Raw genomic sequence first — 23,011 nt, forward strand, 5'->3', positions numbered from 1 at the left:
GAACGGGGCAAGTGGCGGCATTGCCGCGCAACTGCTTGCGACCCGACTCGGACTTAGACGAGCCTTCGCGAGGCGGGGCGTTCAAGGAAACAATGAGTTTCTGAACGCTCGATCTCCACAAATCCATGCCGCTGGTAGAGGGAACGAACCGGGTTCCAGTGGAGGTGTTCCAACCGCACAGGAAGGCCAAGCTCGTCCGACAAGGAAAGGCAATGGCGGAGAATGGCTGTGCCAAATCCTTGTCCGTGAAAGGCCGGAAGGAGATAGAACTCTCCAAGCCTGACGTGGTCTGGCAGGACCTTAAACGAAATCGTGCCGATAGATTGACCCGCGCGCCCGATCATGAAGAACGGCTTTTGATTGAAGTGACACTGGTGGAGGTTACGCTGAAATGCCTCATCCCACGACCAGCGGTGAAGGATGTGAGGTCCCATAGCTGCTCGCTTGGCCTCGAAGGCGAAGTCGCAGGCTTCGGAGGTCCAAGGCAAGCGCGCAAAGGTTAAATCCGGAGGGAGATCGGGGAGGTCCATGATGCGAAGTCTATCGCGTTCGCAAAGCTGCTCGCTACCCGTAGTAACCCCATCGAGATCCGAGCCCCTACACCACCACCGTGATCGTCTCCGCCGCCCGCGTCAGCCCGGTATAGAGCCACCGCGCCCGGTGCTCGCGGAAGGCGAAGCTTTCGTCGAACAGGACGATGTCGTCCCATTGCGAGCCTTGCGCCTTGTGGACGGTCAGTGCGTAGCCGAAGGTGAATTCGTCGGTGTGCTTGCGCAGCTCCCAGGGCACCTCGTCCTCGGTGCCGTCGAAGAAATTCGGCAAAACCGAAACCTTGACGGGCTTGCCGCCGGTGTCGTCCTCGGGCGTCACCCGCATGGTGACAAGCCCCTTCTTCGAGGTCTTCAGTTCCTGCACGATCCATGAGCCGCCATTGAGCAGGCCCTTGCTTTTGTCGTTGCGCAGGCAGACCAGCTTCTCGCCCGCGACGGGAACGGTCTCGGTGCGCCCCATCAGCTGGCGCATGCGGGCATTGTAGTTGCGCCGCGTCTTGTTCATGCCGACCAGCACCTGGTCGGCGCCGAGCACGATCTCAGGCGTCACCTCATCGCGCCGGATGACGCGGCTCTGGCCGTAATCGCCGACATCGAGCCGGCCCCCCTCGCGAATGATCATCGACATCCGCACGATCGGGTTGTCGGCAGCCTGGCGATGCACCTCGGTCAGCATCACGTCGGGCTCGACCTCGGTGAAGAAGCCGCCGCCCTTGACCGGGGGGAGCTGCGCCGGGTCGCCCAGCACCAGCACCGGCGTGCCGAAAGAGAGCAGGTCCTTGCCGAGATCCTCGTCGACCATCGAGCATTCGTCGATGATGATCAGCTTGGCCTTGGCCGCAACGCTCTCGCGGTTGAGCACGAAGGTCGGGCTCTCCTCCTCGACGCCGCGCGAGCGGTAGATCAATGAATGGATCGTCTGCGCGCCGACGCAACCCTTGTTGCGCAGGACGAGCGCGGCCTTGCCGGTAAAGGCGGCGAAGACGACATCGCCGTCGACGGCCTCGGCGATATGGCGCGCCAAAGTGGTCTTGCCGGTGCCGGCATAGCCGAACATCCGGAAAAGCTGCGGCTCGCCGGCCTGGAGCCAGCGTGCGACCGCGGTGAGCGCGGCATCCTGCTGCGGCGACCAGTTCATCGGCGGGACAATGGGTGGGTCCAGATCATGCCGCACAACGCCGCGAGTCGCGCCGGAATGGCAAGCGCGACCTCCATGCTCCCTGACAACCTCTAAGCCGCGCGCAGACGACGGACGAACTCGTCGGCCTCGCCCTGCAGCGCCGCGATGCGGGCGTCGAGATCACGGGCGCCGGCCGCGCCCATATCGGCCTGGGCGACCGATTGCGCATTGGCCATGGCGATCTCGGCCATGGCGTCAGCGGCAGCACCGGTGACGGAGGAGATCCGCGCGACGGTGTCGCCGAGCGAGCCGAGCAGTTCGGCATGCGAACCGACCATGGTCGAAATCTCGGTGCTGGTCTGCTCGACCGCGCCGACGCTGGCGACGATGCCCGAGACCGCCTGGGCCGCGTCCGACAAGGCGCTATTGACCATGCCGATGCGGCGCACGATCCGCGCCGTCGCGTCGGCTGTCTGGCCGGCGAGCGCCTTGACCTCGCTGGCGACCACGGCAAAGCCGCGTCCATGCACGCCGGCACGTGCCGCCTCGATCGTCGCGTTCAGCGCCAGGAGATTGGTCTGCCGCGCAATCGCCTCGATGAGGCCGACGACGTCGCGGATCTGCGCTGCATTCTCGGTCAGGCGGCCGACCAGATGGACGGCGCCTGCCGCGTCCCGGTTCGCCGCTGAGGCCGTCTGCGAAACCCGGCCGACCTCACTGTTGATCTGCCCCACGACATGTTCGAGCCGCAAGGCCGCCTCGGTGATGCCGCGCGCATCCGCACCGGCCCCCTCGACCGCGGACGCCGCCGTGCCCGAGGCCGCCGAGACCTGCTGGGCGCGCACGGCCGCTTCCTGCAACGCACCGTGCAGCACCTCGCTGAGCCCCGCGATGTCGGCCAGCAGCACGCCGATCCTGTCCTCGAAGTCTTCCGCGATCCGGCCGAGTTCCTGCGTCCGCACACCAGCATGCGAATGTGCGAGATCGGCCTCCGCCTCGCGCGTCACCAGCGTGGCGCGGACCTCGCTCAATGTCCGCACCGTGCGGGCAAGCTGGCCGATCTCGTCGCGTCGCTGCGTATGCGGCACTTCGATGACCTGAGACGAGGAGGTCGCGACGCCAATCGCCGCCATCAATTCACGCAGGGGCCGCGTCAAATGGGTACGCAGCAGATAGACCGCCAGCAACGCCCCGCCGAGCGGCAGGCACAGCGCGATCACGATCACGCGCAGGCGCAGCGCCTGGGCCAATGCGCCTGCCTGCGCCGCGCTGATCTGCGCGCGCTTGTCGAGATCGTCGGTGAGTTTGGACGTGACGGAGATGATCTGGCGGACGTTTTCGCGCGCCGCATCGGCGCTCGCTTCGAGCAAGGCGGCCTTGGGCGAGATACGCCGGCCGATATCGACGATGTCCTTCTTGAAGGCGATGAAGGTGTGGATGTTTGGGTCGAGTGTCGCGTTGGCCTGACGGATCGCGTCCGGCAAGGCCGAGAGCAGGCTTGCCCGCGCCGCGTCGACGAGTTCGACGGCGCCGTCCAGCGTATCGAGCGCCGCCTCAATGGCGCGCGGGCTTGCCGTCTCGTCGAACTGGCTGAGCAAGGAGGCATTCGCCACCCGGTTCGAAAGCAAGGCGGCCTTGTTCGCCAATGCCAGGCTGGTGAAAGCCTGCCGGTCGATCTCGCGCACCTCGTCGAGGCCCTTCACCGCGCTGAACAGGCCAAGCCCCGCTGCAACGCCGAGCAGTGCGAACAGCAGCGTGATCTTCGCCGTCAAACCCACTCGCCGCATCGCCAAAGCCACTCTCGCCAGATTGGCGCGAGGTTTCGCAGAGGCAGACGAACGAGCGGTTAACAGAGCGCAGTTAAATCAAATAATATCAATTATTTAGCCAGTTATCGACCTTTGCGCGGCGCCGCTTCCTCGCAGCAACTTCATCAGCCCATCAGGCTGTCGAGCCCGCGCCTCAGGCCGGTCTGATCGGAGACCCGCCGCGCCGCCAGCAAGGTCCCGCCGACATAGGGCGCAGCCGAGGTGCCGGCATCGTGGCGGATCACCAGGCGCTCATCGGGCAGCCCGAACACAGCCTCGCAGGAGAGCACGAAGCCCGGCATCCGCACCGAATGGACCTGCACCGGATGGGGCGCGCCGATCGCGCCGCCGCGCGTCTCGCGGACGCCACCGAGCTCGGATACCGGCTTGGAGGTCGCGGCCATGCGCTCGGCCCCGAGCGTCTCGGCCAATTCGCGCCCGGTGCCGGACGGCGTGTCGGGCTTGGAAGGCGAGGCGTAATCGATGATCTCGACATCGGGGACATATTTGACCGCCTCGCGGGCGAAGCGGCGCAGCAATGTCGCGGTGATCGAGAAATTGCCGGCGGCGAGCACGCCGACGCTCGCAGCCTTCGCCGCCGCATCGATCTCGGCATAGTCCTCGGCCGTCATGCCGGATGCACCGACGACGACATGGCGTCCGGCCGTGACCGCGGCGAGCACATTGCCCTTCACGCTATCGGGCTTGGTGTAGTCGATCACCACATCGCAGGGCATGCGCAGCGCTTCAGTCATGCTGGCGAACACCGGCAGCCCATTGGCGGGGAGCCCCGCCGCCTCGCCGAGATCACGCCCCGCCGCCTTGCGCGAGACGCCGGCGACCAGTTCGAGATCGGGCGCGGCCATGATCGCCGCGACGAGCGCCTTGCCGACCCAGCCGGTGCAGCCGGCGAGCGTGATGCGGATCATGGATGGGGTCCTTATGAGGGCGGAACCGCGGGCTTGAGCGAATCCGGAGCGTGACTATCGTCGCTCCATCGCCCGAGGCAAGGGAATGCGCCTGAGGCAAGGGAGCGCGGCCATGTTCGTCAAGGTCAATGGCATCAAGCTCTATGTCGACGTCGAGGGCTCGGGCCTGGTGCCCGACGGCCCACGCATGCGGCAAAAACCGACGCTGATCCTGCTGCATGGCGGCCCCGGTGCCGACCACAGCCTCTACAAGCCCACCTTCTCCGCGCTGAGCGACATCGCGCAGATCGTCTATTACGACCATCGCGGCTGCGGACGTAGCCAGGACGGTCCGCGCGAAAGCTGGACGCTCGCGCAATGGGGCGATGACGTGAAAGGCCTTTGCGATGGGCTCGGCATCGAAAAGCCCATCGTGCTTGGCACCTCGTTCGGCGGCTTCGTGGCTCAATCCTATGCCACGCGGTATCCGGAGCATCCCGGCAAGCTGATCCTGATCAGCACGGCGGCGAAAGTCGACTTTCCCGCGATCTATGCGGCATTCCAGCAGTTCGGCGGCCCGGAGGCCGGCCGCGTTGCCGAAGCTTATTGGTCGAATCCTTCGCCGGAAACACGCGCGCCCTATCTCGAACGCTGCGCCCCGCTCTACCGGACTAAACGGCGTGGGCCGCCCGATTGGGTCCAGCGCGCCATCCTGCGCAACGAGACCGGCCAATGCTTCAACGGCCCAGCCAACGAGCATGGCCGCATGGATTTCCGCGAGGCGCTCGGCCGCATCGCATGCCCGGTGCTCATCATGGCAGGTGAATCCGACCCGATCACGCCGATCGCCTTCAATGAGGAGATCATGCAGCATTGTCCCGCCGGCCTCGCCCGGTTCGAGCGCTTCGCCGATTGCGGCCATGGCATCGTGGAAGATGAGCCGGAGCGCTACTACCGGGCGATCCGAGACTTCATTCTCGCCGGCGCCTGAGAAGGCGTCACAGGACCAGACGCATCAGCGGCCGGCCTTCCTTCTGCCGCGCGACCTCTCTGAAACCCGCCCGCAGGAAGACACGTTCGGCTCCGACATAGAGCCCTTCGCTGCTGCGCTTGAATTCGTGATCCATCGGTGCGGCCTCGAGCAGCCGCGCGCCGCTGTCACGCGCTAAGCTGATTGCTCCGTCGAGCAGATCGGCGGTCACGCCCTTGCCGCGAAAGCCCTTGCGCACGAAAAAGCAGGAGGCGGCCCAGTTGCGCTCATCCTCGGCTGGCGCGTCCGCCAGCGGCGTCGAGGCGCGGCGCGGGTTGTTCCATTCGGGAATATGGGCGCGCGGGCCGACCTGCAGCCAACCGACAGGCATGTCGCCCTCAAAAGCGAGGACGCCGGGCGGCGGCCCTTTTCGCACCCGCTCCTCGAACAGCAGCCGCGCGCCCTCGCCCAGCAAGGGCATGCGCTGCTTCTGCGGCATGCGGAAATGATTGCACCAGCAGCCATAGCAAGGGCCTTTGGGGCCGAAGAGATCTTCGAGATCAGGCCAGTGCTCCGGCGTCAGCGGAACCACTTTGAAACCGGTTTCACCCATTCCAACCTCCCTTCCCTCCAACGGATCGCAAGGCTAGGCTTGCATGATGGAGCGGCAGAGCAAGAGCCGGTCCCATCGGAGACCACCGGCCATGTCGCTCGAACTCTACGCCGCCTATCTCGTTGCCTGTCTCGTCATCATCATCGTACCCGGCCCGACCGTCACGCTGATCATCGCCAACAGCCTGAAGCATGGTAGCCGCGCCGGGCTCCAGAATGTGGCGGGAACGCAAGCCGGCCTCGCGATCATGATCGGCATCGTCGGTATCGGCCTGAGCTCGGTCATCGCGGCAATGGGCCATTGGTTCGATTGGCTGCGCCTTGCCGGCGCGGCCTATCTGATCTGGTTGGGCTGGAAGATGTTCCGCGCGGCCGGCGGCAGTGAGGACGGCGCGGCACCAGCGAAGGCGCCGCGTGGCGGCTTCTTCCTGCAGGGCGTGCTGGTCGCGCTCAGCAATCCGAAGACGCTGCTCTTCTTCGGCGCCTTCTTCCCGCAGTTTCTCGATCCGGCTCGCGACCACCTCACCCAGATCGCGATCATGGGCGCAACCGCCATGCTCTTCGCCGCGATCAGCGACAGCGCCTATGCGATGCTCTCAAGCCGGGCCGGGCGCCTGCTCTCGCAGAAGCGCGTCCGGCTGCTGTCGAAAGTCAGCGGCGGTTTCCTAATCGGCGGCGGCCTCTGGCTCGCCTCGGCGCGCGTGAGCTGAGCGGCGGCGAGCGGCACCCTCACCAGGGAATCGCCTCGCCTGTCCAGCTTCGGAAGCTGTTGGTCTGGGCCATGCCCGACGTATCGATGGTGCGGATCAGGCTGGAGGCGCTCTCAGTCGGCGTGATGTCGGCCGCGCCGCCGCCCATATCAGTCTGGACCCAGCCGGGGTGGAACAAGAGCACGCTGACATCGCGCTCGCGGATGGCGTTGCCGAACACGACCATGGCCATGTTCACCGCCGTCTTTGAGGAGCGATAGATCAGCGAGCCCGACGGATTGCTGCCAATCGAGCCCATGCGGCTGGAGATGGTTGCGATCTTGCGGCCGGCGCCAGCCTCGACATTGGGCAGGAAGGCCTGCGCCACCCGTAAGGGCGCATAGACATTGACCTCGAAGACCTCGCGCCAAGCGTCGAAATCGACGCTCAGCCCGGTCTGCTTGTCACGCGGGCCATAGAGGCCGGCATTGTTCACCAGCACATCGAGCGGCTGATCGCCGAGCGCGGCCTTGGCTGCGGCGACGCTGTCATCGGAGGTGACGTCGAGCTCAAGCGGGATCAGCGTCGATGTGTGCTCGGCTGCGAGCTCTGCCAGCGCCCCGCCCCAGGGGTTGCGCGCCGCCGCCACGACATGGTCGCCACGGCGCAGCAATTCCATCGTGATGGCAAGGCCGATGCCGCGATTGGCGCCGGTGATCATCCAAGTCTGAGGCATGGGGTGTCTCCGTGGTTGTCTCTGGAGTTAGGCCTTGCCGCCGCTTCTTTCCAGTCTGATGGTTCGCCGCCCAACGCAGGTGAAAGGATGTCCTGATGACCCAGCAGCAGATTCGCTTCGACGACGGAGCCGCCTACGAACAGATGATGGGCAAATGGAGCCGGCTCGCCGGCGACGTCTTCCTTGATTGGCTCGCCCCGGCCCAGGGCCTGCGCTGGGTCGATGTAGGTTGCGGTAACGGCGCTTCGACCCAGTTGGTCTTCGATCGCTGCGCGCCCGCCGTGCTGAAAGGCATCGATCCATCGCCCGGGCAGCTGGCTTTCGCGCGTACGCGGCCCGTCGCCGCGCTGGCGGAGTTTATGCTAGGCGACGCCATGGCGCTGCCGTTTGCGGCCGGGGATTTCGATGCCGCCATCATGGCGCTGGTGATCTTCTTCGTTCCCGACCCAGCCAAAGGCGTCGCGGAAATGGTCCGGGTCCTGCGCCCGGGCGGGCTGGTCGCGGCTTATGCCTGGGACATTCCCGGCGGCGGCTTCCCGCTCGAGCCGATCCAGGCGGAGATGAGGGCCTTCGGGTTCGAGCCGCTGCGCCCGCCACAGGCCGACATCGCGCGGATCGACGCCCTGGCGCGGCTCTGGACGGAAGCCGGCCTGATCAATGTCGAGACGCGCGAGATCGTGGTGCAACGCGACTTTGCCGATTTCGACGAGTTCTGGAGGATCTGCCTGCTCAGCTCGGCGATCAGTGGCGCGGTCGCCGCCATGCTGCCCGACGATGTCGCGCTCCTGAAGGAGAGGGTCAAGGCGCGCCTGACCGCCGGACGCGACGGCCAGGTCTCCTACGTCGCACGGGCCAATGCCGTGAAAGGCACGACGCCAGCCACCTCATGAGGAGACGTAAAGCGCGCTGTTAGAGCGTTTTCGAACCGCGTTAGAACAAAGGGCTGGAGCAAGTGAACGATCCAATCAGATCGGAAATTGCGCTAGGGCCGGAAACGCATCGTCACCCCCAACACGGCAAGACGCGGGCCATGCCTCACCCCTTCGGCTTGCCATATCCCCCGGCCGTCGGCGTGATCACCGTCACCGCCTCGCCAGCCTGCAGCAGCGTCTGGTCGCAGGGCTTCAGCTCCTCGACTGCGCCGGACAGCCTGCGCACCGTCGTCTTGCCCACTTGCCCGGCCTCGCCGCCTTTCACGCCGAAGGGGCGGACCTTGCGATGTGAGGCGAGGATGGCGCAGTCCATGGTCTTGCGGAAACGGATGGTGCGGCTGGTGCCGTCGCCGGCGCTCCACTCACCCTTGCCGCCGGAGCCGGCCCGGATGTGGAAATCCTCCAGCACGACCGGGAAACGCGTCTCCAGGATTTCCGGGTCGGTCAGGCGGGAGTTCGTCATATGGACATGCACGCCCGAGGTGCCGTTGAAACCCGGGCCCGCAGGCGAGCCCGAACAGATCGTCTCGTAATACTGGTACTCGTCATTGCCGAAGGTGAGGTTGTTCATCGTGCCCTGCGAGGCCGACATCGCCTCCAGCGCCCCAAACAGCGTGTTCGTCACGGCCTGGCTGACTTCGACATTGCCCGCCACCACGGCGGCCGGATAACGCGGCGAGAGCATCGACCCCTCCGGGATGATGATCCTGATCGGCCTGAGGCAGCCGGCATTCATCGGGATCGCGTCGTCGACCATGACCCGGAAGACATAGAGCACGGCAGCCCGCGTCACCGGGGCCGGCGCGTTGAAATTGTCGCCGCGCTGCTCCGAAGTGCCGGTGAAATCGACCGTCGCCTCGCGCTTCTCGCGATCGATCGTGAGCTTGACCTTGATCGCACAGCCCTGGTCCATCGGATAGGTGAACTCGGCGTCGTGGAGCTTGGTCAAAAGCCGCGCCACGCTCTCGGCCGCATTGTCCTGGACATGGCCCATATAGGCCTGGACCACGTCGAGCCCGAAGGAGGCGATCATCTTCCTGAGCTCCGCCACGCCCTTCTCATTGGCGGCAATCTGGGCCTTCAGATCGTTGACGTTCTGGACGACGTTGCGGACCGGGTAGCGCGCGCCGGTCAGGAGCTTGACGAGATCATCCTCGCAGAAGCGGCCTCGATCGACGATCTTGAAATTGTCGATATAGACGCCCTCCTCCTCGATATGCGTCGCCAGCGGCGACATCGAACCAGGCGCCACGCCGCCGACATCGGCATGGTGGCCGCGGCTCGCCACCCAGAACAGGATCTCCTTCTCCGCCTCGTCGAAGACCGGCGTGCAGACGGTGATGTCGGGCAGATGCGTGCCGCCATTATAGGGCGCGTTCAGGCAATAGACGTCGCCAGGCTTGATCACCGGATTGTTCTTGATGACGGTCTCGACCGACTTGTCCATCGAGCCGAGATGCACCGGCATGTGAGGTGCGTTGGCGACGAGAGAGGCGGTGGTGTCGAAGACGGCGCAGGAGAAGTCGAGCCGCTCCTTGATATTCACGGAATAGGCCGTGTTCTGCAGCGTCACGCCCATCTGCTCGGCGATCGACATGAACAGGTTGTTGAAGATCTCCAGCATCACCGGATCAGCCTTGGTGCCGATCGCGGCGTTCTGGACCAGCGCCTTCGCGCGCACCAGCACGAGATGGTCCTTGGCCGTGAGCTTGGCCGACCAGCCCTCCTCGACCACGACGGTCTGGTTCGGCTCGATGATGATGGCCGGCCCCGCAATCTGCTGGCCGGGCGACATCGCCTCACGGCGCACGATCGCCGCTTCATGCCACTGCCCCTTCGAGAACAGGCGGGTGCGCTCCGCCGTCGCCGGCTCGCCCGCTCTCTCCGTCGACGATGCCTCCTCGAACTTCGCCCCGCCGCCGACAGCCTCGACCTCGACCGCCTCGACGACCAGCGCCTTGCTCTCATCCATGAAGCCGAAACGCGCCTTGTGTGCGAGCTGGAAGGCTTGCCTCATCTCGGCGCGGGGGCCGGCCGCGACGGCGATCGCCGTGTCGGTGCCGGCATAGCGGATATGGGCTCTGACATAGATGGCGATCGCCTCAGCGGGCACGCCCTGCCCCGTCAGCTCGGAGCGGGTCTCGCCCGCGAGCTTGTCGGCAACGCCTGCGATGGCAGCCTTCGCCCCATCGTCGAGCGGCACATCGAGCGCCGCCGTCCGCGTCGAGCGGATTTCGGCGAGCCCCATGCCATAGGCCGAGAGCAGGCCGGAGAACGGATGCAGCAGCACGGTCTTGATGCCGAGCGCATCGGCCACCAGGCAGGCATGCTGCCCGCCGGCGCCGCCGAAGGAGTTCAGCGCATAGCGGGTGATGTCGTAGCCGCGCTGGACGGAGATCTTCTTGATCGCCTCAGCCATGTTGGCGACCGCGATCTGGATGAAGCCGTCGGCGACCTCCTCGGGCGAGCGGCCATCGCCGACCTCGGCCGCGAGCGCCGCGAACTTCGCCTTGACGGTCTCGACATCGAGCGGCTGATCGCGCTTCTCGCCGAAGATCGGCGGGAAATAGGCCGGGATCAGCTTGCCGACCATGACGTTCGCATCGGTCACCGCGAGCGGCCCACCACGGCGATAGGCGGCCGGCCCCGGATTGGCGCCGGCGGAATCGGGCCCGACGCGGAAGCGCGCGCCGTCATAATGCAGGATCGAGCCGCCGCCGGCCGCAACGGTATGGATCAGCATCATTGGCGCGCGCATGCGCACGCCGGCGACCTCGGTCTCGAAGGCCCGCTCATATTCGCCGTCGAAATGAGCGACATCGGTCGAGGTGCCGCCCATGTCGAAGCCGATGACCTTGTCGAAGCCGGCCGAGCGGCCGGTCTCGGCAAGGCCGACGACGCCGCCGGCCGGGCCGGACAGGATTGCGTCCTTGCCCTGGAACAGCTCCGCAGCGGTGAGGCCGCCCGAGGACATCATGAACATCAATCGCGCGCCGGTGCGGGCGATATCGAGTTCCTCCGAGACTTGCGCGACATAGCGGCCCAGGATCGGCGAGAGATAAGCATCGACCACCGCCGTATCGCCGCGCCCGACCAGCTTGATCAGGGGGGAGACCTCATGGCTCACCGAAACCTGCGGGAAGCCGATCTCGCGGGCGATGCGGGCCGCGACCTGCTCATGGGCGGGATAGCGATAGGCGTGCATGAAGACGATCGCGACGGCGCGGAAGCCGGCATCGAACTGCGCCTGAAGCGCAACACGGATCGCGGCCTCGTCAGGCGCGCGCTCGACCTCGCCATCGGCCAGCACACGCTCGTCGATCTCGGCCACGGCGTCATAGAGCTGCTCGGGCTTGATGATCTCCTTGGCGAAGATGTCGGGCCGCGCCTGGTAGCCGATGCGCAGCGCATCGCGGAAGCCCTTGGTGATGACCAGCAGCGTGCGATCGCCCTTGCGCTCGAGCAGCGCATTGGTGGCGACCGTGGTGCCCATCCGCACCTCGTCGATCAGCCCGGCCGGGATCGGCTCTCCCGTCTTCAGCCCGAGATGGTCGCGGATGCCCTGCACGGCCGCATCGCGATAGGCGCCCGGATTCTCCGAGAGCAGCTTTCTGGCGTGAAGTTTGCCTGAGGGATCGCGGCCGATCACATCGGTGAAGGTGCCGCCACGGTCGATCCAGAAGTCCCAGCGACCCGTCGTCATGTGAAGCCTCCCCCGGCGCGAACAAGCGGGCGAGAGGCCCGATGACGTTTCATCGATAAATTGTCGATGAAACGTTGACAAGCAGGATTCGACGGCTACGATCCCAATTGTGACCGGAACATGGCTGAGGGGCCAGACCGATCTGGAGCCTGACATCCTTGGGCTCTCACGAAGCAGGAGGATGCAATGACGGGGTCAGCCCTGACAATCGACGACGCGCGCCGCCACGAGGCTGGAGTGATCCGTCGCGCGCTCGATTTCCTCTACCTCGCCGCAGGCTACGCCGCCGGCGCCTTCCTCGTCGCCATCTTCGTGCTGATGATGCTCCTCTCGATCGGCCGCGAGATCAATCTCAACGTGCCTTCCGGCGACGATTTCACCTCATGGTCGCTCGTCGCGATGGCGTTCCTCGGCCTCGCCCACACCTTCAAGCGCGGCGAGATGATCCGCGTCGGGCTCTTGCTCGAAAGATTGCAAGGCCGACCCAAGCGCATCGCCGAATTGCTCTCGCTGACGATCGCGGCAGCCTTCATCGGCTACTTTACCTGGCAGGCCGGCCAACTCGCCTATGATTCCTGGCGCTTCTTCGACATGTCGACCGGCGTTGTCTCGATCCCGCTCTGGATTCCGCAGCTCGGGCTCGTCGCCGGGCTTGCGATCCTGCTGATCGCCATTCTCGACGAATGGCTGATCGTCGCCTCCGGCCGGCGGCCGACCTATGAGAAGGAGCCGGCAGCGACGCCCGAGGAACTGATCGAACGCGTCGCTTCGGGCGGGGGAGTCTGAGACCATGTTTCCCGCTCTCGGTCTGCCCGAACTCTCGATGGTGCTGCTCGGCTTCCTCATCGCCATCCTCGCCAGCGGCGTCTGGATCGCGGTGGGGCTGGGCCTCGTCGGCCTGCTCGCCATGGTCATCACCACCAACATCCCGATCGGCCAGGTGCTCGCCACCACGGTCTGGAGCGCCTCGGCCTCCTGGACGCTGGCAGCGCTGCCGCTCTTCATCTGGATGGGCGAGATCCTGTTCCGCACCCGCCTCTCCGAGCAGATGTTCAAAGGCCTCTCGCCCTGGCTGCAATGGCTGCCGGGCCGGCTGATCCATACCAACATCATCGGCTGCGGCATCTTCGCCGCCGTCTCGGGCTCATCGGCGGCGACTTGCGCGACGATCGGCAAGATCGCCCTGCCCGAGCTGAAGAAGCGCGGCTACGACGACAGCATGGCGCTGGGCTCGCTCGCCGGCTCCGGTACGCTCGGCCTGCTGATCCCACCCTCGATCCCGATGGTGGTCTATGCGGTCACCGCCAATGTATCGGTGTTGCAGGTCTTCCTCGGCGGCTTCCTGCCCGGCGCGCTCGTGATGGCGCTCTATATGGGCTACGTCATCATCTGGTCGCTGCTGAACCCGGACAAGACACCGCCGCGCGACCCGGTCATGCCGTTCCTGACCAAACTCAGGGAATCGGCCAAGCTCGCGCCCTGCCTCATTCTGATCGCGCTCGTCTTCCTCTCGCTTGTGCTAGGCTTCGCCACTGCGACCGAATGCGCCGCCTGGGGCGTGATGGGCGCGCTGCTGCTCGCCTGGTGGAGCGGCACGCTGACCTGGCCGACGCTGCTCGAAAGCATCATGAGCGCGACCCGGCTGACCTGCATGATCATGCTGATCCTGGCGGGCGCCGCGTTCTGCACCGCCGCCATGGCCTATACCGGCATCCCCGCCGCGCTCGCCGAATGGGTCAAGGGCCAGCAGCTCTCGCCACATATGCTCGTGCTGGCGCTGACCTGCATGTACATCATCCTGGGCTGCCTGATCGACGGCATCTCGATGATCGTGCTCACCGCCGTGATCGTGCTGCCTATGGTCAAGGAGGCCGGCTTCGACCTGGTCTGGTTCGGCGTCTACCTGATCATCCATGTCGAGATGGCGCAGATCACCCCGCCTGTCGGCTTCAACCTCTTCGTGCTGCAGAACATGAGCGGCAAGGACACGATGACGGTAGCGAAGGCGGCCTTTCCGTTCTTCCTTCTGCTCAACGTCGCCGTGATCATCATCACCACCTTCCCGCAGATCGTGCTCTATCTGCCGAAGCTCGCTTTCCCGGACTGACCCAAAAAATCCAAACAACAGAGAGGGATACGCATCATGATCAGCCGTAGAAACCTGGCCGCCGCCGCGCTCGCCTTCGGCGTCAGCGCGCTCGCATTCGCAGCCTCCGCGGCAGCCCAGACCAAGTGGAACCTTCCGGGCGCCTACCCGTCCGACAACCCGCACACCGAGAACCTCGTCGCCTTCTCCAAGGACGTCGAGGCTGCGACGTCAGGCAAGCTCATCATCACCATCCACCCCGGCGCATCGCTGTTCAAGGCGCCGGAGATCAAGCGCGCTGTGCAAAGCGGGCAGGCCCAGATGGGCGAAGTGCTGCTCTCGATCCACGAGAACGAGGATCCGTTGTTCGGCATCGACGTGGTGCCGTTCCTGGCCACCAGCTTCGCGGACTCGATGAAGCTCTACAAGGCCTCGAAGCCCGCGGTGGAGAAGAAGCTCGCAGCCCAGGGCCTGCAGTTGCTCTTCATGGTTCCCTGGGCACCTCAGGGCGTCTACGCCAAGAAGGAACTCAACACGATCGAGGACATGAAGGGGCTGAAATGGCGCTCCTACAATGTCGGTACCGCGCGCCTGGGCGAACTGCTCGGCATGCAGTCCGTCACGATCCAGGCGGCCGAACTGCCCCAGGCGCTGGCAACCGGCGTGGTCAACTCGTTCATGTCCTCGGGCGGCACCGGCTATGACAGCAAGGTCTGGGAATCGCTGACGCATTTCTACGATGTGCAGGCCTGGATTCCGAAGGACGCGACCTTCGTCAACAAGGCAGCTTTCGATGCGCTGGACAAGCCGACGCAGGAGGCGATCCTGAAAGCCGCCGCGACCGCCGAGGCGCGCGGCTGGAAGGCCTGGGAAGACAAGACCAACTGGTATCTTGAGCAGCTCAAGGCCAAGGGCCTGAAGATCCTGCAGCCCACGCCCGCACTCACCGCCGGCTTCAAGAAGGCTGGCGAAACCCTGACCGCCGACTGGCTGAAGAAGGCCGGCCCCGACGGCCAGGCGATCGTCGACGCCTATAAGAAGATGTGAGGAACACGATCTCCGCCCCTTGAAGGCGGCGCGCGGGGAACCCTCTCCCGTAGGGAGAGGGCAGGGTGAGGGGTCGGCCGTTTGACGCTTTGGCCGAGGCTTGACCGCCCTCTCGCTTTGAGCTCGGCGCTCCACTGGTCGATGGGCCTACACCTCACCCCTGCCCCTCTCCTTACAGGAGAGGGGTTCCCCGCGCCCTTCCCGGCTAAGTCATATGCAATCTCCCCCCGACGACCTCGGCCCCATCGTCTCCTCCGGCCACCTCGCCTCGGGCGCGATGCCGGCGCTGTCGGAGTTCGAGTTCGCCATGAACATGACGGCGCATGCCTTCCAGCGCTGGATCGTGCGCGCCATGGCGGCTGCCGGGCTGGCCGACCTGTCGCCGCTCGACGTGCTGGTGCTGCACAACGTCAACCATCGCGCCAAGCCCAAGCGCCTCGCCGATATCTGCCTCGTCCTCAATATCGAGGACACCCATCTGGTGAACTACTCGCTCAAGAAGCTCGAGCGCCTCAGGCTCCTGAAGGGCGGCCGCAAGGGCAAGGAAAAGACCGTCCAGGTCACCCAGGCCGGCGAGGATGCCTGCAAGCGCTACGCCCAGATCCGTGAGCAGCTCCTGGTCAAATCGGTGCTGAGCACCGGCCTCGACCCGGCACGCCTTTCCGAGATCGCCGCCGCGATGCGCTCGCTCTCGGGCCATTACGACCAGGCGGCGCGGGCGGCGGCAAGCCTGTAGAGTGGCTCCACCTCCCCTTCTCCCCTCGCGGGAGGTGCCCCGGCAGGGGCGGATGAGGGGGAGCCGTGCCTTTTCCGGTTGGCGTCGTGTTCGGCTGAGGCGGAAAGCTCACAGCGCCCCCTCATCCGTCTCGGCTTCGCCGATCCACCTTCCCCCGCGAGGGGAGAAGGGAGAGGCGGCACCGAAAACCCGGCTGGCTCATCGCCGCGAGGGTTTCGGGCTTGGCTTGGTTGCGTATCCAAGGGGATGCGCGGAGCCGGGTAGCGTCGCAGGCACTGCTGCGTGCCGATACGCCTGTTCAGATAAGGTTTTCAGACAGACGCCTCGGTCGGCTCCGACATCGTCACCCGGTTCTTTACACTGGGGCGCTCCTGCGTCCTTGCGTACCAGGCTTGCAGCGCCTCGCACTCTGCGGGCACCGGAAGCTCCACGAGCCCCGCGAAGATCAAGCCGCCGATGACCGTGATGTCGGCCATCGAGAAGGCCTCACCGGCGACGAATGGCTGTCTGTTCAGAACGCCATCGAAATAGTGCATGCCCTTCAGGGCCTTGTCGCGCTGACGGAAGCCCCACTCGGCGTTCTGATAAATCTCGACATCGGGGCCAAGCCCCGGCGTGGCGTGGTGGAAGTAAACACTGATGGCGTCGAGCAATTCCAGCTCGGCGCGCTTGCTCATCATATGGATCACGCCCTTTTCGCGCGGTGTTCCGCCGGTGAGCGTGGGAACCCCATCAAGCCCGTCGAGATATTCGGTAATGGCGGTGCACTCGGCAATGAAGGTCCCATCCTCGAGTTCGAGCACCGGCAGCGTGCCCGAATAGTTCTTGGCGCGGAACTCGGGCGTCTTGTGCTCGCCTTTCCGGAGATTGATCGACACGAATTGGACGCGCGATTGCAGGGCTTTCTCGGCCAAAGCGATGCGGACGCGAGCGGGATACGGCCCGGTGGGCCAATCGTAAATCTTCATCGCCGCTTCCTTTTTGTCTACCTGCCACTTGGTAGACAAATACGTAGAGCTTCACACCTCCCCGGTCAACGCCTATCTGTCACTTGGTAGGTTCTCGGCTACGAAGCAGTGAGGCAGCGAAATGAGTTCGAGCTCTCGGGAGGCCATCCTGGCGGCCGCCAAAAGGACTGCTCAGGCGCATGGCTATGGCGGCTTGAATTTCCGCGAACTCGCGGAAGATGTGGGCATCAAAGCCGCAAGCATCCACTATCATTTCCCAGGCAAGGCCGATCTCGGCGCGGCGGTCGCGAGACGCTATTGGGAGGACACAGCGGCTGGTCTCGAGTCTATGCTGGCCGAAACATCGGATCCGGTCCGCTGCCTGCGCCAATATCCCGGCATTTTTCGCAAGGCGCTCGAAAATGATAACCGCATCTGCCTGTGCAGCTTCATGGCCGCCGAATATGACGGGCTTCCGGAAGCCGTGAAAAAAGAGGTCCAGACCTTTGCCGACGTCAATGTCGCATGGTTGAGCAGGGTCCTGTCGGCTGCGGCCATCGTCGGGTCCGAGGAGAGTGAAGGGCGGGCTCGCGCCATCTTCGCGGCAATCGTCGGCGCCCAGCTCATTGCGAGGAGCCGCTCGGATCTTTCGCTCTATGACGCGGTAATCGACAGCTATCGCGCGGCGGGGCTTTTGCCGGCGTAAATGGCGCAATCTTCCATAGCGAATGCGTGGCATGAAGCGAGCAGGCGACCTGTTGCCTGAGAACGGTAATGGGTCGGCCAGCGGCCATTGCAGCCGCCGCACGAATCTCTGGGATGGGCCAACCCCAGCCGCCGCGACTGCTTCGAAGTCGAGCCCGCAACAGCTCGCAAACCCGCCTCCACGCAACGCGAAGCGACCCGACATCCCGCCGGGTCGCTTTTGAGTCGCCTTAAGCCGGCAATCGCTCTCTACGCTTCCGCCCCCTTCTGCCGCTCCGCATACTCCGCCTTCAGCGCCTCATGCAGCGACCAGAACCCGCGTGGTTTCGAGCCCGTGAGCTGGTCCTCGAGCAGGCCCAGATGCAGGTGCCAGCCGCTGGAGACCATCGCCATCCGGTCCTTGGTGGCAAGCCTGCGATGCGTCAGGACGAGGCGGACCTTGTCGCCGGCCTGGGACAGCACGAACTCGACGTCCGAGTCGGGATCGCCCATGCCGACCCAGTTGAAGGCGAAGCGATGCGGCGGCTCCCAGGCGGTGATCGTGCCACCCATCAGCGCGCCCTCGTCATTCATCTTGCGGGCGCCTTCGGGCGGCGGCTCCTTGGTGATCTGCGAATGCTTGAAGAACAGCGCGACATGGCCGCCATCGCGCGGCTCGGCCTCGCCGCCGCAGAACCAGGTCGCGCGCTTGTCGCTCTCGGTCAGGTAGGCCCAGACCCGTTCGATCGGGCCCGGCAGCAGCCGCTCGAAGCGCACTGCACCGCTTTCCAGAACCACGCCATATTCAGGTGCCGCCATTTGCATCGCTCTCTCCCTTCATTGTCTCGGCTTTCGCCAGTTCCTGCTCCAGATCGTCGAGTTTCGGTCCCCAGAAGCCGCGGACCTTGCGCACCCAGGCGTCGAATTCGTCGAGGCCCGCGGGATCGAGCCGGTAGATGCGGCGCTGGCCGCTGACCTCGACCCTGACCAGCCCAGCCTCCTTCAGCACCTTGAGATGCTGCGAGATCGCTGGTGCGCTGACCTTGAACCGCGCCCCGATCTCGCCGGCGGACAGAGCACCTTGCCCCAGCATCTCGACGATGCTGCGGCGTGTCGGCTCGGCGAGGGCAGCGAAACGATCCATGCCTTTATAATTCGTCATTCACTTAATTAAGTCAATAACAAAATATCATCATCGAATACGCATGCGCCATGCTGCACCGCAGGATTGCGCTGAGGCCGTCTCTGCGCCAAAGCAGCGGCCCGCTCCGGAGCTGCCTGCCGCCCACCATGCCTTCACGAAACGCGACCCTGAACGGCATCGCCATGATGCTCATCGGCATCCTGATGTTCTCGCTCAACGACGTGATGGGGAAATGGCTGGTCGCCACCTATTCGGTCGGCCAGGTGCTGTTGCTGCGCAGCGCTGCGGGCCTCGCATTGTTGCTGCCTTTCGTCTTCAAGCAGGGCGTGATGCGCACGCTCAGGCCCGAGCGGCCGGGCCTTCAGGTCCTGCGCGTGATCTTCGGCTCAGGCGAGGTCGCGCTGTTTTATCTTGCCGTCTCCTATCTGCCGCTGGCGGACACGATGACGATCTGGCTCGCCGCCCCGATCTGGGTCGTGGTACTGGCGGCTGTCCTGCTCGGCGAGCGCGTCGACGCCGCGCGCTGGCTTGCCGCCGCGACCGGCTTCATCGGCGTCGCGATCGCACTCAATCCGACCAGCGCGAGCCTCTCGATGCCGGCGCTGATCGCGCTCGCCGGCAGCGTCCTGTTCGCGGCGATGATGATCGCCGGCCGGCAACTGCGCGGTACGCCCGACGTCACCCTCGTCGCCTGGCAGACGCTGGGCGCGCTGATCATGGGGCTTGTCCTGCTGCCCTTCGGCTGGGTCACGCCGACGCTGACCGATGCCGCACTTCTTAGCCTTCTCGGCATCGTCGCGATGGTGGCGCATCTTTGCGTCACGCGCTCGCTCAAGCTCGCCGAGGCCTCGGTCGTCGTGCCTTATCAGTACACGCTGATCGTCTGGGCGCTGCTCTTCGGCTGGCTCGTCTTCGGCGACTGGCCGACGCCGGCGATGCTGTTCGGCTCGGCCCTGATCGTCGCCGCCGGGCTTGCCCTGCTCCTGCTCGAACGCCGTACCGCCCCGGCGACAGCAGCGGTTGATCTTCCCTGATACCCCGCGCGAAGCTCCCGCCGCCCGAGGAGGACACGACATGGCCCTGATCACCTATCTCACCACGATCAAGTTCGGTTTCGGCGAGATCACCGGCATCGAGGCCGATCTCGCCGGGCTCGGAGTAAAAAAGCCGCTGATCATCGCCGATAAGGGCGTCGTCGCAGCCGGCCTGATCGCCGGCGTGCAGAAGCAGTCGGCTACCTTGCAGGCCGCCCCGGTTTTCGATGCGACACCGACCAATCCGACCGAGGAGGCGGTCGAGGCCGCGCTCGCGCTCTACCGCCAGCATGGTTGCGACGGACTCGTCGCCATCGGCGGCGGCTCGCCGATCGACCTCGCCAAGGGCGTCGCCCTGCTCGCGAGCCATGAGGGGGCGCTCGAAAGCTATGCCGCGATCCTCGGCGGCATCCCGAAGATCACGGCAAGCGTGGCGCCCGTCATCGCCGTGCCGACGACCTCGGGCACCGGCAGCGAGGTCGGCCGCGCCGCGCTGATCACCTTGCGCGACGGCCGCAAACTCGGCTTCATCTCGCCCCATCTCATCCCCAGACTTGCGATCTGCGATCCCGAATTGACTCTGGGCCTGCCAGCCTGGCTCACCGCTGCGACCGGCATGGACGCGGTGACGCATTGCATCGAGACCTATCTTAGCCCGCGCGAGAATCCGCCCGCCGAGGCGATCGCGCTCGACGGGCTGAAGCGCGCGATCGCCTTCATCGAACGCGCAGTGAAAGACGGCTCCGACCGCGAGGCCCGCAAGGAGATGATGATGGCGGCCCTGCAGGGCGGCATGACCTTCCAGAAGGGGTTAGGGGCAGTCCACGCCCTCTCCCACCCGCTCGGCGGGCTGAAGGAGGTCTCGCTGCATCACGGCACGCTGAACGCCGTGCTGCTGCCGGCGGTGCTGCGCTTCAACGAGCCCGAGGCCAAGACGAAATACGCCGAGATCCGCCGCACGCTCGGCCTTGCCCCCGAGACCGACCTCGCCGCCTGGATCGCGAGCCTGGTCGAACGGCTCGGCATGCCCGCCAGCCTGTCGCAGATGGGCCTGCCGCATGTGGTGATCCCCGCCATCGCCGAAGCCGCAGTGAAGGATCATTCCAGCGCCACCAACCCGCGCGCCGCATCAGCCGCCGACTATGCCGCGATGCTGGAGGCGTCGTTCGGATAGCCCCTGCGCGGTTAGTACAATCGGGTGCGATAGCCCTCTTCCAGGGTCGCCTCCAACTCCGCGACACCGATCACTTTCGTCTGCTCCGCGACGATGCGGCCAAGCGTCGGGAAGCTGCCGCGCTCGACCTGCGAGGCTGGATCCCAGAGCTTCGAGCGGATCAGCGCCTTCCCGCAATGGAAGAACGCCTCCTCGACCGCGACCAGCAGGCCGATCGTCGGCGTCCGCTCCTGAACCGTCGAAGGCTCCAGCAGCGCCGGGTCGCGCGTCACCCGCGCCGGTCCGTTGACGCGCAGGGTTTCGCTGATGCCCGGAACCATGAAGATCAGGCCGACGCCGGCCGCAGACAGGATGTTCCCGAAACTGTCGACCCGGTTGTTGCCGCGCCGGTCCGGGATGAGCAGGGTCTTGTCGTCCAGCACGCGGACGAAACCGGGCGCATCGCCGCGCGGGCTGGCGTCGGCGCGCCCCGCCTCGTCCGCGCTCGCCAGCACCAGGAAGGGCGAGAGCGCGATGAAGTCGCGGCAGAACTGGTCCAGATGATTCAAGACCTTGCGTTCGGCGAGCGGAGCAACCGCTCCCACATGGCTCCGCAACTCGACGGGATCATCGATCCGGGTCGCGGGATCATCGAAGGTCGCTGCCATTCTGCCCTCCAGCTGCATTTGCGGACGTTTCCACGATCCAGCCAGCGGCACCAGACCGGATCGAAATGCAACAGCGCATGCCCAGCAGCACGAGAGCCGGATGATTTCAGATGGAATCACAAAGTGATCCAATCTGAAATCTGAATCCGTCTCTCATCAAGGAGTTAGAGCAGGATTGATACGAAAAACCGGTTCCCACTTCTTCGTATCCTGCTCTAGCGCGCATGCGAGCGCCTTGACCCCGACTCCGCCGCCAGCCATCGTGTGCCATAATCTCGCCCACCTGCACGAGGCTTTGCTCCCATGCGCCGCACTTTGCTGCGAACCGCCCTGCTCTCTCTCGCTTGCCTGACGGCTGCGCTGCCTGCCGAGGCATCGAGCCGCCGCTATGTCGCGCCGTCCGACATCGCCGAGAACCGTGTCATCCCGATGTACGGCAACCTGCCGGCTTGCGAGGACCCTGCCGTGCTGGGCCAGCTCAGCAGCTGGTTCAACTCGCGCGAGGCCAAGTTCTGGGGGCCGCTCCAGGTCGTGACTTATGACCGCATCGCGCCGGTCGCCTTCAGGCCCTGGGGCGATGACTTCATCCCGCGCCGCTTCTGCACCGGCCGCGTCGCGCTGAACGATGGCAGCCTGCACCGCGTCGATTACTCCGTGCGCGAGAGTCTCGGCCTGTTCGGCTACACCTGGAACGTCAACTGGTGTGTTAGCGGGCTCGATCGGCACCGCTCCTATGCGCCGGACTGCAAGATGGCGCGGCCCTGAACGGCCGACCGCGCGCCATGACCATGCTGCGCCTCATCGCCATGCTCCTCGCCGGCCTGATTCTTTCTGGCCTGCCGGCACTGGCGCAAGGCCGCAACAACCGCGGTGCCGAGCCCGGCGATTTCGATTTCTATGTGCTGGCGCTGTCCTGGTCGCCAGGTTTCTGTGAACTCGACGGCGGCAGCGACCGCAATCGCGAGCAATGCGCCAGCGGCGCCAATCTGCGCTTCGTCGTGCATGGCCTGTGGCCGCAATATGAGCGCGGCTACCCCAGCGATTGCGGCCCGTCCGGTCGCACCCCGTCGCGCATGGTGTTCGATCAGGCGCAAGGCCTGTTCCCGAGCGAAAGCCTCGCCCGTTATGAATGGCGCAAGCACGGCACCTGCTCGGGATCGAGCCCGAGCGACTATTTCGCCGACATCCGCCGCGCCCGCGACAAGGTTGTGATCCCGCCTTCTTTGGCGAAAGCCGATAGCGACCAGAGCTGGACGGCGCTCGACATCGAACGCGCCTTTGTGGCCGCCAATCCGGGCTTGCGCACCGATATGATGTCGGTCGGCTGCAAGCGCGGCGTGCTGCAGGAAGTGCGCATCTGCTTCAGCAAGGATCTGCGCAATTTCCAGACCTGCCAGGAGGTCGACCGCTCCGGCTGCCGCACCCGCGACATCACCGTCATTGCGCCGCGCTGACACACGCGCAAAAGCCGCGTAAGAGCGCG

The 23,011-nt window shown here is 65.4% G+C and carries 23 protein-coding genes; 12 read left to right on the top strand and 11 right to left on the bottom strand.

Going from position 1 to position 23,011, the window contains the following annotated elements; all coding sequences use genetic code 11:
• Positions 1-53: 53 nt before the first annotated feature.
• The 4 genes from BMZ97_RS07550 to dapB all read right to left on the bottom strand — a co-directional run bounded on the left by BMZ97_RS07550 (position 54) and on the right by dapB (position 4,408).
• A complete protein-coding gene (locus tag BMZ97_RS07550) occupies positions 54-530 on the bottom strand; it encodes a GNAT family N-acetyltransferase (protein ID WP_092167204.1) in 477 nt (158 codons plus the stop codon).
• A 67-nt stretch (positions 531-597) separates the two neighbouring features.
• The gene (locus BMZ97_RS07555) at positions 598-1,689 is read right to left on the bottom strand and encodes an ATP-dependent DNA helicase (protein WP_092167206.1); all 1,092 of its coding nucleotides are present in this window, start codon (positions 1,687-1,689) and stop codon (positions 598-600) included.
• Positions 1,690-1,781: 92 nt separating this feature from the next.
• Positions 1,782-3,443: a methyl-accepting chemotaxis protein gene (locus BMZ97_RS07560; protein WP_175525466.1), complete on the bottom strand. Its 1,662-nt coding sequence runs from the start codon at positions 3,441-3,443 to the stop codon at positions 1,782-1,784.
• A gap of 161 nt (positions 3,444-3,604) precedes the next feature.
• Complete coding sequence (dapB, locus tag BMZ97_RS07565; RefSeq protein ID WP_092167210.1) at positions 3,605-4,408, bottom strand: 4-hydroxy-tetrahydrodipicolinate reductase; 804 nt, start codon at positions 4,406-4,408, stop codon at positions 3,605-3,607.
• A gap of 112 nt (positions 4,409-4,520) precedes the next feature.
• Here dapB and BMZ97_RS07570 point away from each other — a divergent pair, with 112 nt between their 5' ends.
• Positions 4,521-5,378 carry an alpha/beta fold hydrolase gene (locus tag BMZ97_RS07570; protein ID WP_175525467.1) on the top strand — a complete coding sequence of 286 codons (858 nt, stop codon included), beginning with the start codon at positions 4,521-4,523 and terminating at the stop codon, positions 5,376-5,378.
• A gap of 7 nt (positions 5,379-5,385) precedes the next feature.
• Here the strand turns inward: BMZ97_RS07570 and BMZ97_RS07575 are convergent, their stop codons facing one another.
• Positions 5,386-5,970, bottom strand: coding sequence for a GNAT family N-acetyltransferase (locus BMZ97_RS07575; protein ID WP_092167213.1), 585 nt, complete (start codon positions 5,968-5,970; stop codon positions 5,386-5,388).
• A 91-nt stretch (positions 5,971-6,061) separates the two neighbouring features.
• On the opposite strand from BMZ97_RS07575, the gene BMZ97_RS07580 reads away from it, so the two are divergent.
• Entirely contained in the window at positions 6,062-6,679 is a 618-nt protein-coding gene (locus BMZ97_RS07580; protein WP_092167215.1) for a LysE family translocator, read from the top strand.
• Positions 6,680-6,698: 19 nt separating this feature from the next.
• On the opposite strand, the gene BMZ97_RS07585 is transcribed toward BMZ97_RS07580, so the two are convergent.
• A complete protein-coding gene (locus BMZ97_RS07585; protein WP_092167217.1) occupies positions 6,699-7,394 on the bottom strand; it encodes an SDR family oxidoreductase in 696 nt (231 codons plus the stop codon).
• A 95-nt stretch (positions 7,395-7,489) separates the two neighbouring features.
• Here BMZ97_RS07585 and BMZ97_RS07590 point away from each other — a divergent pair, with 95 nt between their 5' ends.
• The gene (locus BMZ97_RS07590; RefSeq protein WP_092167218.1) at positions 7,490-8,284 is read left to right on the top strand and encodes a class I SAM-dependent methyltransferase; all 795 of its coding nucleotides are present in this window, start codon (positions 7,490-7,492) and stop codon (positions 8,282-8,284) included.
• Between the two features lie 145 nt (positions 8,285-8,429).
• Here BMZ97_RS07590 and BMZ97_RS07595 read toward each other — a convergent pair whose 3' ends face one another.
• Positions 8,430-12,029: a hydantoinase B/oxoprolinase family protein gene (locus BMZ97_RS07595; protein ID WP_092167220.1), complete on the bottom strand. Its 3,600-nt coding sequence runs from the start codon at positions 12,027-12,029 to the stop codon at positions 8,430-8,432.
• Positions 12,030-12,215: 186 nt separating this feature from the next.
• Between BMZ97_RS07595 and BMZ97_RS07600 the strand changes: the two genes are divergently transcribed.
• The 4 genes from BMZ97_RS07600 (at position 12,216) to BMZ97_RS07615 (ending at position 15,898) form a co-directional block, all read left to right on the top strand.
• Positions 12,216-12,815, top strand: coding sequence for a TRAP transporter small permease (locus tag BMZ97_RS07600; protein WP_092167222.1), 600 nt, complete (start codon positions 12,216-12,218; stop codon positions 12,813-12,815).
• Between the two features lie 4 nt (positions 12,816-12,819).
• Positions 12,820-14,136, top strand: a complete 1,317-nt coding sequence (locus tag BMZ97_RS07605) for a TRAP transporter large permease (protein WP_092167224.1) — start codon at positions 12,820-12,822, stop codon at positions 14,134-14,136.
• A gap of 36 nt (positions 14,137-14,172) precedes the next feature.
• Positions 14,173-15,162: a TRAP transporter substrate-binding protein gene (locus BMZ97_RS07610; RefSeq protein ID WP_092167225.1), complete on the top strand. Its 990-nt coding sequence runs from the start codon at positions 14,173-14,175 to the stop codon at positions 15,160-15,162.
• Positions 15,163-15,376: 214 nt separating this feature from the next.
• Complete coding sequence (locus BMZ97_RS07615) at positions 15,377-15,898, top strand: winged helix DNA-binding protein (RefSeq protein WP_092167227.1); 522 nt, start codon at positions 15,377-15,379, stop codon at positions 15,896-15,898.
• Between the two features lie 311 nt (positions 15,899-16,209).
• Here BMZ97_RS07615 and BMZ97_RS07620 read toward each other — a convergent pair whose 3' ends face one another.
• Positions 16,210-16,866: a glutathione S-transferase gene (locus tag BMZ97_RS07620; protein WP_092167229.1), complete on the bottom strand. Its 657-nt coding sequence runs from the start codon at positions 16,864-16,866 to the stop codon at positions 16,210-16,212.
• A gap of 121 nt (positions 16,867-16,987) precedes the next feature.
• Here BMZ97_RS07620 and BMZ97_RS07625 point away from each other — a divergent pair, with 121 nt between their 5' ends.
• A complete protein-coding gene (locus BMZ97_RS07625; protein WP_092167230.1) occupies positions 16,988-17,551 on the top strand; it encodes a TetR/AcrR family transcriptional regulator in 564 nt (187 codons plus the stop codon).
• 248 nt (positions 17,552-17,799) lie between these two features.
• Here BMZ97_RS07625 and BMZ97_RS07630 read toward each other — a convergent pair whose 3' ends face one another.
• Both BMZ97_RS07630 and BMZ97_RS07635 read right to left on the bottom strand, forming a co-directional pair.
• On the bottom strand, positions 17,800-18,348 hold the full coding sequence (locus tag BMZ97_RS07630) for an SRPBCC family protein (RefSeq protein WP_244546296.1): 549 nt from the start codon (positions 18,346-18,348) through the stop codon (positions 17,800-17,802).
• A complete protein-coding gene (locus BMZ97_RS07635) occupies positions 18,335-18,673 on the bottom strand; it encodes an ArsR/SmtB family transcription factor (protein WP_092168725.1) in 339 nt (112 codons plus the stop codon). Before BMZ97_RS07635 ends, BMZ97_RS07630 begins: the two co-directional genes overlap by 14 nt.
• 146 nt (positions 18,674-18,819) lie before the next feature.
• Here BMZ97_RS07635 and BMZ97_RS07640 point away from each other — a divergent pair, with 146 nt between their 5' ends.
• The gene (locus BMZ97_RS07640) at positions 18,820-19,707 is read left to right on the top strand and encodes a DMT family transporter (protein WP_244546297.1); all 888 of its coding nucleotides are present in this window, start codon (positions 18,820-18,822) and stop codon (positions 19,705-19,707) included.
• A gap of 40 nt (positions 19,708-19,747) precedes the next feature.
• Entirely contained in the window at positions 19,748-20,881 is a 1,134-nt protein-coding gene (locus BMZ97_RS07645) for an iron-containing alcohol dehydrogenase (protein ID WP_092167233.1), read from the top strand.
• An 11-nt stretch (positions 20,882-20,892) separates the two neighbouring features.
• On the opposite strand, the gene BMZ97_RS07650 is transcribed toward BMZ97_RS07645, so the two are convergent.
• A complete protein-coding gene (locus tag BMZ97_RS07650; protein WP_092168731.1) occupies positions 20,893-21,528 on the bottom strand; it encodes a pyridoxamine 5'-phosphate oxidase family protein in 636 nt (211 codons plus the stop codon).
• 303 nt (positions 21,529-21,831) lie between these two features.
• Between BMZ97_RS07650 and BMZ97_RS07655 the strand changes: the two genes are divergently transcribed.
• Together BMZ97_RS07655 and BMZ97_RS07660 are read left to right on the top strand one after the other, a co-directional pair.
• Entirely contained in the window at positions 21,832-22,293 is a 462-nt protein-coding gene (locus tag BMZ97_RS07655) for a hypothetical protein (protein WP_092167235.1), read from the top strand.
• 17 nt (positions 22,294-22,310) lie between these two features.
• The gene (locus BMZ97_RS07660; RefSeq protein ID WP_092167236.1) at positions 22,311-22,982 is read left to right on the top strand and encodes a ribonuclease T2 family protein; all 672 of its coding nucleotides are present in this window, start codon (positions 22,311-22,313) and stop codon (positions 22,980-22,982) included.
• The last annotated feature ends 29 nt before the right edge of the window (positions 22,983-23,011 follow it).

Origin of the sequence: Allobosea sp. OK403, assembly GCF_900113835.1 — a bacterium.
GTDB lineage: Bacteria > Pseudomonadota > Alphaproteobacteria > Rhizobiales > Beijerinckiaceae > Allobosea.

Coding starts and splice junctions, on each gene's coding strand:
- BMZ97_RS07580 (WP_092167215.1), top strand. CDS start 6,062: ATGTCGCTCGAACTCTACGCCGCCTATCTCGTTGCCTGTCTCGTCATC.
- BMZ97_RS07660 (WP_092167236.1), top strand. CDS start 22,311: ATGACCATGCTGCGCCTCATCGCCATGCTCCTCGCCGGCCTGATTCTT.
- BMZ97_RS07605 (WP_092167224.1), top strand. CDS start 12,820: ATGTTTCCCGCTCTCGGTCTGCCCGAACTCTCGATGGTGCTGCTCGGC.
- BMZ97_RS07600 (WP_092167222.1), top strand. CDS start 12,216: ATGACGGGGTCAGCCCTGACAATCGACGACGCGCGCCGCCACGAGGCT.
- BMZ97_RS07625 (WP_092167230.1), top strand. CDS start 16,988: ATGAGTTCGAGCTCTCGGGAGGCCATCCTGGCGGCCGCCAAAAGGACT.
- BMZ97_RS07620 (WP_092167229.1), bottom strand. CDS start 16,866: ATGAAGATTTACGATTGGCCCACCGGGCCGTATCCCGCTCGCGTCCGC.
- BMZ97_RS07590 (WP_092167218.1), top strand. CDS start 7,490: ATGACCCAGCAGCAGATTCGCTTCGACGACGGAGCCGCCTACGAACAG.
- BMZ97_RS07585 (WP_092167217.1), bottom strand. CDS start 7,394: ATGCCTCAGACTTGGATGATCACCGGCGCCAATCGCGGCATCGGCCTT.
- BMZ97_RS07655 (WP_092167235.1), top strand. CDS start 21,832: ATGCGCCGCACTTTGCTGCGAACCGCCCTGCTCTCTCTCGCTTGCCTG.
- BMZ97_RS07575 (WP_092167213.1), bottom strand. CDS start 5,970: ATGGGTGAAACCGGTTTCAAAGTGGTTCCGCTGACGCCGGAGCACTGG.
- BMZ97_RS07610 (WP_092167225.1), top strand. CDS start 14,173: ATGATCAGCCGTAGAAACCTGGCCGCCGCCGCGCTCGCCTTCGGCGTC.
- BMZ97_RS07630 (WP_244546296.1), bottom strand. CDS start 18,348: ATGGCGGCACCTGAATATGGCGTGGTTCTGGAAAGCGGTGCAGTGCGC.
- BMZ97_RS07595 (WP_092167220.1), bottom strand. CDS start 12,029: ATGACGACGGGTCGCTGGGACTTCTGGATCGACCGTGGCGGCACCTTC.
- BMZ97_RS07645 (WP_092167233.1), top strand. CDS start 19,748: ATGGCCCTGATCACCTATCTCACCACGATCAAGTTCGGTTTCGGCGAG.
- BMZ97_RS07640 (WP_244546297.1), top strand. CDS start 18,820: ATGCCTTCACGAAACGCGACCCTGAACGGCATCGCCATGATGCTCATC.
- BMZ97_RS07570 (WP_175525467.1), top strand. CDS start 4,521: ATGTTCGTCAAGGTCAATGGCATCAAGCTCTATGTCGACGTCGAGGGC.
- BMZ97_RS07635 (WP_092168725.1), bottom strand. CDS start 18,673: ATGGATCGTTTCGCTGCCCTCGCCGAGCCGACACGCCGCAGCATCGTC.
- BMZ97_RS07615 (WP_092167227.1), top strand. CDS start 15,377: ATGCAATCTCCCCCCGACGACCTCGGCCCCATCGTCTCCTCCGGCCAC.
- dapB (WP_092167210.1), bottom strand. CDS start 4,408: ATGATCCGCATCACGCTCGCCGGCTGCACCGGCTGGGTCGGCAAGGCG.
- BMZ97_RS07550 (WP_092167204.1), bottom strand. CDS start 530: ATGGACCTCCCCGATCTCCCTCCGGATTTAACCTTTGCGCGCTTGCCT.
- BMZ97_RS07650 (WP_092168731.1), bottom strand. CDS start 21,528: ATGGCAGCGACCTTCGATGATCCCGCGACCCGGATCGATGATCCCGTC.
- BMZ97_RS07555 (WP_092167206.1), bottom strand. CDS start 1,689: ATGAACTGGTCGCCGCAGCAGGATGCCGCGCTCACCGCGGTCGCACGC.